The sequence below is a fragment of the Streptomyces bohaiensis genome (assembly GCF_012033785.1).
GTDB classification, from domain to species: Bacteria; Actinomycetota; Actinomycetes; order Streptomycetales; family Streptomycetaceae; genus Streptomyces; species Streptomyces bohaiensis.
In genome coordinates, this window is sequence record NZ_JAAVJC010000177.1 from 1 (window position 1) to 9,918 (window position 9,918).

At 74.7% G+C, this 9,918-nt stretch carries 9 protein-coding genes, 2 tRNA genes and 2 pseudogenes; 10 read left to right on the plus strand and 3 right to left on the minus strand.

Going from position 1 to position 9,918, the window contains the following annotated elements:
- Positions 1-75 precede the first annotated feature (75 nt).
- Positions 76-801 (minus strand): hypothetical protein, encoded by a 726-nt coding sequence (locus tag HCN52_RS17335; protein ID WP_168089367.1) that lies wholly within the window; start codon positions 799-801, stop codon positions 76-78.
- On the minus strand, positions 798-1,559 hold the full coding sequence (locus HCN52_RS17340; protein WP_168089368.1) for an alpha/beta hydrolase: 762 nt from the start codon (positions 1,557-1,559) through the stop codon (positions 798-800). The genes HCN52_RS17335 and HCN52_RS17340 overlap by 4 nt, the downstream gene beginning before the upstream one ends.
- 315 nt (positions 1,560-1,874) lie before the next feature.
- On the opposite strand from HCN52_RS17340, the gene HCN52_RS17345 reads away from it, so the two are divergent.
- The 3 genes and pseudogenes from HCN52_RS17345 (at position 1,875) to HCN52_RS17355 (ending at position 4,490) form a co-directional block, all read left to right on the plus strand.
- Positions 1,875-2,666 (plus strand): lysophospholipid acyltransferase family protein, encoded by a 792-nt coding sequence (locus tag HCN52_RS17345; protein ID WP_167973106.1) that lies wholly within the window; start codon positions 1,875-1,877, stop codon positions 2,664-2,666.
- Between the two features lie 50 nt (positions 2,667-2,716).
- Positions 2,717-3,765: pseudogene (locus tag HCN52_RS17350) on the plus strand (DUF5931 domain-containing protein).
- Between the two features lie 74 nt (positions 3,766-3,839).
- A complete protein-coding gene (locus HCN52_RS17355; RefSeq protein ID WP_245175236.1) occupies positions 3,840-4,490 on the plus strand; it encodes a response regulator in 651 nt (216 codons plus the stop codon).
- 85 nt (positions 4,491-4,575) lie between these two features.
- Here the strand turns inward: HCN52_RS17355 and HCN52_RS17360 are convergent.
- A pseudogene (locus HCN52_RS17360) lies at positions 4,576-5,295 on the minus strand (aminodeoxychorismate/anthranilate synthase component II); the annotation flags it as partial.
- An 810-nt stretch (positions 5,296-6,105) separates the two neighbouring features.
- Between HCN52_RS17360 and HCN52_RS17365 the strand changes: the two are divergent.
- The 7 genes from HCN52_RS17365 to HCN52_RS17395 all read left to right on the plus strand — a co-directional run.
- A tRNA-Thr gene (locus HCN52_RS17365) sits at positions 6,106-6,178 on the plus strand.
- 24 nt (positions 6,179-6,202) lie between these two features.
- A tRNA-Met gene (locus tag HCN52_RS17370) sits at positions 6,203-6,275 on the plus strand.
- 85 nt (positions 6,276-6,360) lie between these two features.
- Positions 6,361-6,525: a 50S ribosomal protein L33 gene (rpmG, locus tag HCN52_RS25550; RefSeq protein WP_103501369.1), complete on the plus strand. Its 165-nt coding sequence runs from the start codon at positions 6,361-6,363 to the stop codon at positions 6,523-6,525.
- Positions 6,526-6,733: 208 nt separating this feature from the next.
- Positions 6,734-7,186, plus strand: a complete 453-nt coding sequence (locus HCN52_RS17380) for a MaoC family dehydratase N-terminal domain-containing protein (RefSeq protein ID WP_168089371.1) — start codon at positions 6,734-6,736, stop codon at positions 7,184-7,186.
- Positions 7,187-7,191: 5 nt separating this feature from the next.
- Complete coding sequence (locus HCN52_RS17385) at positions 7,192-7,626, plus strand: MaoC family dehydratase (RefSeq protein WP_168089372.1); 435 nt, start codon at positions 7,192-7,194, stop codon at positions 7,624-7,626.
- A gap of 120 nt (positions 7,627-7,746) precedes the next feature.
- Positions 7,747-8,310 (plus strand): TetR/AcrR family transcriptional regulator, encoded by a 564-nt coding sequence (locus HCN52_RS17390; RefSeq protein ID WP_245175235.1) that lies wholly within the window; start codon positions 7,747-7,749, stop codon positions 8,308-8,310.
- A gap of 147 nt (positions 8,311-8,457) precedes the next feature.
- The coding region (locus tag HCN52_RS17395; RefSeq protein WP_376767146.1) for an MFS transporter at positions 8,458-9,918 on the plus strand (1,461 nt) is incomplete at its 3' end.

A 9,918-nucleotide genomic window follows, 5' to 3' on the forward strand; every position in this document is an offset into this window, starting at 1 on the left:
GTCGCGGACTGACCGGCGGGGGGCCACCGCGGGTCGCGAGCGACCCCGCCGCGGGGCCCCCACGCGCCCTCGCGCTCAGACCACGGCACCGCTGCCGGGGTCGGTCCACTCGTCGTCCGGGTCGTCGCGCATACCGAGCACCAGCGTGGCCATGCCGCCGAGGAACCCGCCGACCCCGGCCGTGGTGAGCCACCACGTCAGCTCCACCCCGAGGATCGCGCACCCCACCAGCAGCACCGGGCCGCCGATGACGCCGAGCCACGCGAAGCGGGTGATCATGTCGGTCTCCGGCAGCGGCGGCGGCTCCGGCGGCACGAAGCGCCCTTCGCCCTCTTCCTCCTCCGGCGCCCAGTCCCGTGGTCCCGGGCCCTCCCACTGGCCGTGCGCGTCCAGCCGGTTGACCTCGCCGGGCAGCGCCGTGCCGTCCTCCCCGGCGGGACGGTCCGCGGCCCCGCCCTCCCCGTCCGGGAGGGGCGGGCGCTCGGGGCCGTCGCCGGGCCCGCCGTCCGGCGCCTCGGGCCCGTCGTTGGTCGCGGCGGGGTCCTCCGCCGGGTCGGGCCGCTCCGCACCACCCCGCGTCGGGCCCGCGCCGTGGTCCGGCACCGCGTCGGGATGCCACACCCCGGGGACGATGCCGTCCCCGGTCCCGTCCCCGCGGCCCTGGTCGGGCGAACCCGCTGCTTCCGCGGTCTCCCCGGGGGTCGGCGGGGTGTCGCCGTAACCGGCCACGATCTGCGCCCAGGCCGCTTCCTCGTCGAGCGGATCGCGGCCGTCGCCGCGCTCCTTGTCACGTTCCGTCACGTACGGCCTTCCCGTGTCGTCAGCCGGTCGATGAACGCATCGGTCTCCTGGTGGATGCGCTCCGCGTCATGGTCCAACGTCGCGACGTGGTAGCTGTCTTCCAGCACGACCTCGGTGACGTTGGTGGACGACACCGCGCCCAGCACGACGGCCGAGTCCGAGGGCGGCACCACGTGGTCCACCCGGCTGTGCAGCACCAGCAGCGGCTGGGTCACCTGCGGCAGGTCGCCGCGGAGCAGCCGGGTGAACTGCCGCATCGCGTTCGCGGCGTGCAGCGGGACCCGGTTGTACCCGCCCTCGGCCACGCCGCCGCGCGCGATGTCGTCGGTGATGCCCCGGGTGCTCGGCACCACGTGGCGCAGGGCCGGCAGCGCCCATCCCTTCACCCGGGGGAAGGTGGTCGCCGGGTTGACGACCACCACCCCGGCGACGGCGTCGCCGTGGCGCGCGGCGAGCCGCAGCGCCAGCGCGCCGCCCATGGACAGACCGGCGACGAACACCTCCGTGCAGCGGTCGCGCAGCAGCCGCAGCTCCCGGTCGACACTGGCGTACCAGTCCTGCCAGCCGGTCCGCTGGAGGTCCTGCCAGCGGGTGCCGTGCCCGGGCAGCAGCGGCAGCGAGACCGTGTGGCCCCGGTCCGCCAGGTGCTCGGCCCAGGGCCGGAGCGAGGCGGGACTTCCCGTGAACCCGTGGCAGAGCAGGATGCCGGTGGCCGAGCCCTCGCGGGAGAAGGGTTCGGTGCCGGGGACGAGCGGCATGGGGCGGCTCCGTTCGGTGGCCTGGGCGATGCCGGTGCGGCGGGGTGTGCCGTCCGCTCCGGGCGGCACGTGCACCGCGGGACGCCCGGAGCGGGTGTGGTGTCCGGCGTTCGGTACCGGGTACCCGCAGGGGCGCGGGGCGGTGCCCACTCACCCTAGAACGTTCGCGCCCTCTTCGGCAGAGAGGCCGTACCCGCGTCCACCCACGGGCCGCCCGGCCGTCCGAGTGCCGTCCGGGCGCCGCCGCCGGGCGCAAAGCCCAGTAAGGTCGTGCCCGGAAGAACACAGGAGGTTTCCGGGGTGTTGTACGGCACGATGAAGATGTCCGTGGGGGCGGGGCTCAAGGTCGCCTTCCGCCCCTGGGTGGAGGGCAGGGAGCACGTTCCCTCGGAGGGGCCGGCGATCCTGGCGAGCAACCACCTCTCCTTCTCCGACTCGTTCTTCCTCCCGGCGGTGCTCGACCGGAAGGTCACCTTCATCGCCAAGGCGGAGTACTTCACCACCCCCGGGGTCAAGGGGAGGTTGACGGCCGCCTTCTTCAAGGGCGTCGGCCAGCTCCCCGTCGACCGCTCGGGCGCGCGGGGTGCCGGAGAGGCGGCCATCGCCAGCGGCATCCAGGTGCTGGAGGGCGGCGAGCTGTTCGGCATCTACCCCGAGGGCACCCGATCGCCCGACGGCCGGCTGTACCGGGGCAAGCCCGGGGGGCTCGCGCGTGTCGCCCTGGCCACCGGCGCGCCGGTCATCCCGGTCGCGATGATCAACACCGAGAAGATCCAGCCGCCCGGCAAGGTCATGCCCAAGCTGCTGCGTCCCGGCATCCGGTTCGGCAAGCCGCTGGACTTCTCCCGGTACCAGGGGATGGAGGGCGACCGGTTCATCCTGCGCTCCATCACCGACGAGGTCATGTACGCGATCATGAAGCTCTCCGGCCAGGAGTACGTCGACATCTACGCCACCGCCGCCAAGCGCCAGATCGAGGAGGCGGCCAAGGCCCAGGCCGAGGTCGAGCGCGCGGAGAAGGCCGAGCGCCGCTCCTGGGAGCGGGCGGAGCAGGACCGCCTGGAGGAGCAGCGGGCCGAACGCAAGCGGGAGACCCCGCCGGCCTGAGCCGACGGGGCGGAGCGCGCCGGCTGCGGCGCGGGGTGGGGAGGGGCGCGGTGCCCGAGCAGGCCGAGCAGCCCGCGATATCGGTGGAACGACCGCTGTGGCGGGCCCTGACGGGGTACCGGGTGATCACCACCGGGTACGCCGTGGCCCTGCTGGCCCTGGCCTGGGGCCACTACACGGACGGCGGCCGTCCGGCCGTCGCCGCCGGGTACGTCGCGGTCCTCGTGGTGTGGACGGCCCTGACCCTGCGGCGGACGCTGACCGCCGAGCGCTGCACCCCGGCGTTCCTCGCCGGGGACCTCACCGTCGCCGTGGCCGGCATCCTGCTGAGCCCCGTCGCCGACCCCGCGGGCGCGGTCACCCCCACACTGCCCTCGATCTGGGTCGCGGGATCGGTGCTCGCCTTCGCCGTCAAGGCCGGGTGGCGCTGGGCCGCGGTCGCCTCCGCCGTCATCGGCGCCGCCAACCTCGCCACCGCGGGGTTCGGCCGTGCCACGGTGCACAACGTGCTGTTGGTGTGGGTGGCCTCCATCGCCATCGGCTACGTCGTGGAGGTGGCGCGCGCCAGCGAGCGGACCCTGGCCCGTGCGCTGCGGATCGAGGCCGCGACCCGGGAGCGCGAACGCCTGGCCCGCGACATCCACGACGGCGTGCTCCAGGTGCTCACCATGGTCCGCCGCCGTGCGGACGCGGCCGACCCGGCCGCCGTCGAACTCGGTCGGCTGGCGGCCGAGCAGGAGCAGGCGCTGCGCCGACTGATCCACGGCGGTCCGCCGCCCGACGGGGAGCCGCCGCCCGGGAGGTGGACGCGGCGGTCGGCGCCGCGCTGGACAACGTGTGGCATCACGCGGGTGGCCCGGACGGCACCGGGGGCCGTGCCTGGATACTGCTGGAGGACGAACCCGACGCGGTCGTGGTGACCGTGCGCGACGACGGCCCCGGCATCGCCCCCGGCAGGCTCGCCGCCGCCGAGGCGGAGGGCAGGATGGGGGTGTCGCTGTCGATCCGCGGCCGGTTGCGCGACCTCGGGGGGACGGCGACGTGGGAGTCGGTGGCGGGCCAGGGGACGGAGGTCGAACTGAAGGTGCCGAAGCGATGAGCGGAACGGAAACGACGCCACACGAGAACGGGGCGAACGGGGCGAACGGGACGCCGGGGGCGGCGCTGCGGGTGATGGTGGTCGACGACCACCCGATGTGGCGGGACGCGGTCGCCCGGGACCTCGCCGCCGCCGGACTCGACGTGGTCGCCACCGCCGGCGACGGGCCGCAGGCCGTGCGGCGCGCGCTGGCCGCCCGGCCCGAGGTCCTGGTGCTGGACCTCAACCTGCCGGGGCTGCCCGGGGCCGAGGTCTGCCGCCGCCTGGCGGGCGCCGCGGGCCCGACCGGACCCCGGGTGCTGGTCCTCTCCGCCAGCGGCGAGCAGGAGGACGTTCTGGAGGCGGTCAAGGCGGGCGCCACCGGCTACCTGGTGAAGTCGGCCAGCGCCGGTGAGCTGCTGGACGCGGTACGGCGCACCGCCGCGGGCGAGCCGGTGTTCACACCCGGGCTGGCCGGACTGGTGCTCGGCGAGTTCCGGCGGCTGGCGTCGGGCGGCACCCGCCCCGACCCGGCCCGGGAGGCGGCGCCCCGCCTGACCGAGCGGGAGACCGAGGTGCTGCGGCTGGTGGCCAAGGGACTCACCTACCGTCAGATCGCGGAGCGGCTGGTGATCTCCCACCGCACGGTCCAGAACCACGTGCAGAACACGCTCGGGAAGCTCCAGCTGCACAACCGGGTGGAGCTGGTGCGGTTCGCGATCGAGCGCGGCCTGACGGACGACTGAACCGCCCGTCGCGGCGGCCCCCGCCGCGACGGCTGCCGGGCCCCCGCATCCGGTCGCTGCCCGAACCCCCGGGCCCGGCAGGGGCTCACCCGGCCGGTACGCCGGGCCGCCGGGTCGCGGCGGCGAGTGCCTCGTCGAGCAGTCGCGGCCCGTCCAGGGTCAGTACCGACTCCGGGTGGAACTGCACCCCGGCGAAGCCGGGCCCGCGCAGCGCGAGCACCCCGGTGCCGTCCGCGTCGCGGGCCACCGCCACGGAGCGCGCGGCCAGGCCGGCCGCGGCGTCGTCGTCGCAGCGGGCGGTGAACGAGTTGTAGAACCCGACGGTCTCGCGTCGGCCGAACAGCTCGACCTCGCGCTGCACCCCCTGCGCCGGCCGGGGCAGTCGCCGCACCGGGAGCCCCAGCGCCGTCGCCAGCAGCTGGTGCCCGAGGCAGACCCCCACCACCCCGCCGCGGTGGTGGGCGAGCAGCTCGGCCGCGAGCCGCCGCAGCGCGCCGATCCGCGGGTCGGCCGGGTCGGCGGGGTCGCCCGGTCCGGGGCCCAGGACGACCGGACCGCGATGCTCCCCGGCGCCGTCGGCGAGCTGCTCGGGCCCCACCACCCGCACCTCGCGCCCGGTGGCGCGCAGCACATGGGCCAGCATCGCGGTGAAGTCGTCCTCGGCGTCCACCACCAGCACCCCTTCCCGCGGCGCCGGGCCGCCCCGCCGCGCGGTGGCGCCGGGGCCGACGAGGGGATGCCGGGGGCGCAGCCGGAGCCAGAACGGCGCCAGGCCGGCGCGGCGGGCGTCCAGCGCCGCCTCCAGCGCGGAGAGCCCGGTGACGCCCCCCACCCGGACGTGCGTCCGCTGCGCGGTCGCCCCGTGGCCGAGCTGGAGCAGCGCCGCCTCCGTCATCCGGCGGCGGACGGAGACCGGGTCGCCCGGGGCGGGGCCCGCGACCTCGGCGGTGAGGGCGGAGTCGTGGTGCGCGTGCGGCTCGGCCGGGGACGGCAGCAGCAGGTATCCGGAGAGATCGACCCGGGTCGTGCCCTCGGCAGCGGTCGGCGCGAGGCTGCCGGGGGTCCCGACCGCCTCCACCAGTCCCGCGCTGACCCTCACGTCCACCGTGCGGCCGTCGGCCAGGCGCGGACCGGAGAGGACGAGGACGGTGGTGCCCCCGGTGTCGGCGTCGTGCGGCATCGGGCTCCTGCGGGTCGGTACGGCTCGGGTGGCGCGGCACTCGGCCGGCCGCCTCGCGGCGCCGGTCGGGCGGGCTGGTGCGAGGGTACGGGGCCGGGGCGGCCGCCCGGGCGCACGTCGGCGGCAGCGACCCAATAGTCGTACGAGCAGACCGCCGGGCGGCGCAGTGGCGGGCGCCGTGGCGAGCTCTTCGCTCCCCGCCGCCCCGCCCGTCACGGACCGGTGCCGGGCCGCCGGCTCGGCACCGGCGCGAGACTCGTCGGTGCCGTGGCGCCGGGCGGATCCGGCCGGCGCCCGACCGGTCTCCCACCCGTGCCACGCCGGTGCCACGGCGGTCGCGCGGGCCCGCTGTGGCACGCTGGGAGAGGTGGGGCGACCGGCCCCGGTTTACGGATTTCGTCTTACGGCGCGGAACGTGTAATCTCTTCCTCGCTCGCCCCAATAGCTCAGTCGGCAGAGCGTCTCCATGGTAAGGAGAAGGTCAACGGTTCGATTCCGTTTTGGGGCTCTGTGATGCGGTCTTCCGCATCCTGGCGGCGTAGCTCAGTCGGTAGAGCAAACGGCTCATAATCGTTGTGTCACCGGTTCAAGTCCGGTCGCCGCTACTCATCGGTAGCCGATGCTGGGTTCTACGCCCCGATCGGCTACTGTCCCTGTGTTGAACCGTCCCGTCCGTCAAGGAGCACTCACGTGGCTGCCACCGACGTCCGCCCGAAGATCACGCTGGCCTGCGTGGAGTGCAAGGAGCGGAACTACATCACCCGTAAGAACCGGCGGAACAATCCCGACCGGCTCGAGATGAAGAAGCACTGCCCGCGCTGCAACTCGCACACGGCGCACCGCGAGACGCGCTGACGCGCAACTCGTGACCCAGGCCGGCCGGTTTCGGCGGGGACGCCTCGGCGTCCCCCGTCACACCTCCGAGTCGGCAGCGGCGGGACGTCGTCCCGTCAGATCATCGAACAGCCCGACGGTTCCTCGCGTCCCGTCCGGTAGCTGTTGACCGTCGAGGCCGCTCCGTTCCGGGGCGGCCTCGCGTTCGTTCCCGGAGGTGTTCGTGCCCATGGCGCTCGACCAGTCCTACGTCGGACGCAGTTATCCGCCGAGTCGGCCGTACGAGGTCGCCCGCGAGAAGATCCGCGAGTTCGCCGAGGCGGTGGGGGACGACAATCCCGTCTACACCGACCCCGAGGCGGCGCGGGCGCTGGGCCATCCCGATGTTCCGGCACCGCCGACCTTCGTGTTCTCCATCACCTTCTCCGCCGCGGGGGACGTGATACGGGATCCGGAACTGGGACTGGACTACAGCCGGGTGGTGCACGGCGACCAGAAGTTCGTCTACTCGCGCCCGGTTCGCGCCGGGGACGTGCTGACGGTCACCTCGACGATCGTGGCGGTCCGCAGCATGGCCGGCAACGACATCCTCGACGTGCGGGGCGATGTGCACGCCGCCGACGGCGAGCACGTGGTGACCGCGTACACGAAGCTGGTGGCGCGGGCCACCGAGGAGGGATGAGCGCGATGGCCGCCAGTGTCGCGTACGCGGACGTCGAGGTGGGCACCGTCCTGCCGGCGCGGGAGTTCCCGGTGGACCGGGCCGCGCTGGTCCGGTACGCGGGTGCCTCCGGTGACTTCAACCCCATCCACTGGAACGAGCGGTTCGCCCGCGAGGTGGGCCTCCCCGACGTGATAGCGCACGGCATGTTCACCATGGCGGAGGCGATCCGCGTGGTGACGGACTGGACGGGCGACCCCGGCGCCGTGGTCGAGTACGGGGTGCGCTTCACCAAGCCGGTCGTGGTGCCGGACGACGACAAGGGCGCCGTGATCGAGGTGTCGGGCAAAGTCGCGGTGAAGCTCGACGACGAGGCGCGGACGGTGCGCGTCGACCTGACGGCCACCTCCGCCGGCCAGAAGGTGCTGGGCATGGCCCGCGCCGTCGTCCGGCTGGCCTGACCCGAGCGCGACGGGCGCGCTCCACGGCACCGGTGTGCCGCGGGGCGCGCCCGTCGTGGTGTGCGGGCGGTCACGGCGCAGGGGTTGACCATTGAGTGATTGATCAATAACTTCATTGCCATGGCAGAACGAAGCGGCCGGATGTCGGCCGAGGAGCGCCGGGAGGCCGTGGTGCGCGCCGCCCTCGCGGAGTTCGCGCGCGGCGGCTACGCCGGGACCTCGACCGCCGCCATCGCCCGGCGTGTCGGCGTCTCGCAGCCGTACCTGTTCCGGTTGTTCGCCGACAAGCGGGCCATCTTCCTCGCCGCCGCCGCGCGGTGCTGCGACCAGATCCGCGTCCGGCTGGCCGAGGCCTCCGAGGGGCTGCCCCCCGACGAGGCCGGTCGTGCGATGGCGGACGCGTACGCGCTGCTCACCGCCGACCGGGAGCAACTGCTCTTCCAGATGCAGATGTACGCCGCCGCCGGGGTCGCCGAGGAGGCCGGGGACCACGCGTTCGCCGACCGGCTCCGCCGGGCGTGGGGCGAGATCTGGGACCTCGTCCATCTGCGGCTCGGCGCCGAGGGCGACCGCACGGTGGACTTCATGGGGCAGGGGATGCTGATCAACGCGATGCTCGCGCTGAACCTGCCGACCGAGCACCGCGCCTGGGTCGCCTGCGGGCAGGCACCCGAAGCCGGCTGAGCGGTCCGCGCCGCCGTCCGGTGGCGCGGTGTCGGGTGGCGTCGCCCGCGGCGCCGACGGCGTCCGTCTCGTGCGCCCACGAAAGTTATTAATCAATCACTAACAAGTAGTCGCCGGTGCGCCGGCGACCGTGCCCAGGGAGACTCCGTGAACCCCGCCCCGCCCCCGGCAGCAGCGCCACCCGCCGCCCCCACCGGTCTTCCCGTCCGGGTCCTCGCGGTGACCGGCCTCGCGACCTTCATGGCCGCCCTCGACAACCTGGTCGTCACCACCGCGCTGCCGGTCATCCGGGACGACCTCGGCGGCAGCCTCACCGACCTGGAATGGATCGTCAACGCCTACACCCTGCCGTTCGCCTGCCTGCTGCTGCTGGCCGCGGCTCTCGGCGACCGCCTCGGCCGCCGCCGCGTCTTCACGGCAGGACTCCTCGTCTTCACCGCCGCCTCGGCCGGGGCCGCCGTCGCCGGTGACACCGGGACCCTGATCGCTGCCCGCGCCGTGCAGGGCGTCGGCGCGGCGGTGCTGCTCCCGCTCAGCCTCACCCTGCTCGCCGCAGCGGTCCCCGCCGAGCGGCGCGGCACGGCCTTCGGCGTCTGGGGAGCCGTCAACGGCACGGCGGTGGCCGCCGGCCCGCTCGTGGGCGGCGTCGTCACCGAGCACCTCTCCTGGCAGTGGATCTTCTGGCTCAACGTCCCGGTGGGGCTCCTGCTGCTGCCGCTCGTCCGCACCGGCCTCACCGAGAGCTTCGGCCGCCGCCGTCCCCTGGACCTCGCCGGCACTGCACTCGCCGGCGCCGGCGTGCTCGGCCTCGTCCTCGGGATCGTCCGGGGTCACGAGCACGGCTGGGCCACGCCCGGCAGCTGGGCGACGCTCACCGTCGGGGGCGTGCTGCTCGCGGCCTTCGTCCGCCGGGAGACCCGCACACCCCACCCGGTACTGCCCATGCGGCTCTTCCGCTCCCGCACCTTCAGCGCGCTGAACGCCGCCGGTCTGCTGATGTTCCTCGGCATGTTCGGCTCGATCTTCCTGCTCGCGCAGTTCTTCCAGATCGTCCAGGGGTACACCCCGACGGAGGCCGGGCTCCGCGTGCTGCCGTGGACCGCGATGCCGGTCGTCGTGGCCCCGCTGGCAGGACTCCTCACCGATCGCGTCGGCGGCCGGCCCGTCGTCGGAGGCGGCATGCTGCTGATGGCCGCGGGACTCGCCCTCTTCGCCCTGGTCGCCGATCCCGCGGCCCCCTACGCGGCGCTGGTTCCGGCCCTCGTCCTCAGCGGCGTCGGCATGGCGCTCTTCTTCGCACCCACCGGCGCGATGATCATGGGCTCGGTGCCCGTGCCGGACCAGGGCATCGCGTCGGGGGTCGCCAACTCGCTGCGCGAGGTCGGCGGCGCGCTCGGCATCGCCCTGCTGGCCTCGGTGTTCGCCGCTCGCGGCGGCTACGCCGACGGGCGGCAGTTCGTCGACGGGCTGGTGCCGGCGCTCTGGCTGGCGGTGGCGGCCCTGCTGGTCGCGGCGGTGCTGGTGCTGACCCTGGTCGACCGCGAGCCGGCCGGCGGCCCCCGCGGCACAGCGGGGAGGGACGGGGACGCCGCGCCCACCGCGGACGAG

Coding starts and splice junctions, on each gene's coding strand:
- HCN52_RS17345 (WP_167973106.1), top strand. CDS start 1,875: ATGAAGATGTCCGTGGGGGCGGGGCTCAAGGTCGCCTTCCGCCCCTGG.
- HCN52_RS17380 (WP_168089371.1), top strand. CDS start 6,734: ATGGCGCTCGACCAGTCCTACGTCGGACGCAGTTATCCGCCGAGTCGG.
- HCN52_RS17390 (WP_245175235.1), top strand. CDS start 7,747: ATGGCAGAACGAAGCGGCCGGATGTCGGCCGAGGAGCGCCGGGAGGCC.
- HCN52_RS17385 (WP_168089372.1), top strand. CDS start 7,192: ATGGCCGCCAGTGTCGCGTACGCGGACGTCGAGGTGGGCACCGTCCTG.
- HCN52_RS17355 (WP_245175236.1), top strand. CDS start 3,840: ATGGTGGTCGACGACCACCCGATGTGGCGGGACGCGGTCGCCCGGGAC.
- HCN52_RS17340 (WP_168089368.1), bottom strand. CDS start 1,559: ATGCCGCTCGTCCCCGGCACCGAACCCTTCTCCCGCGAGGGCTCGGCC.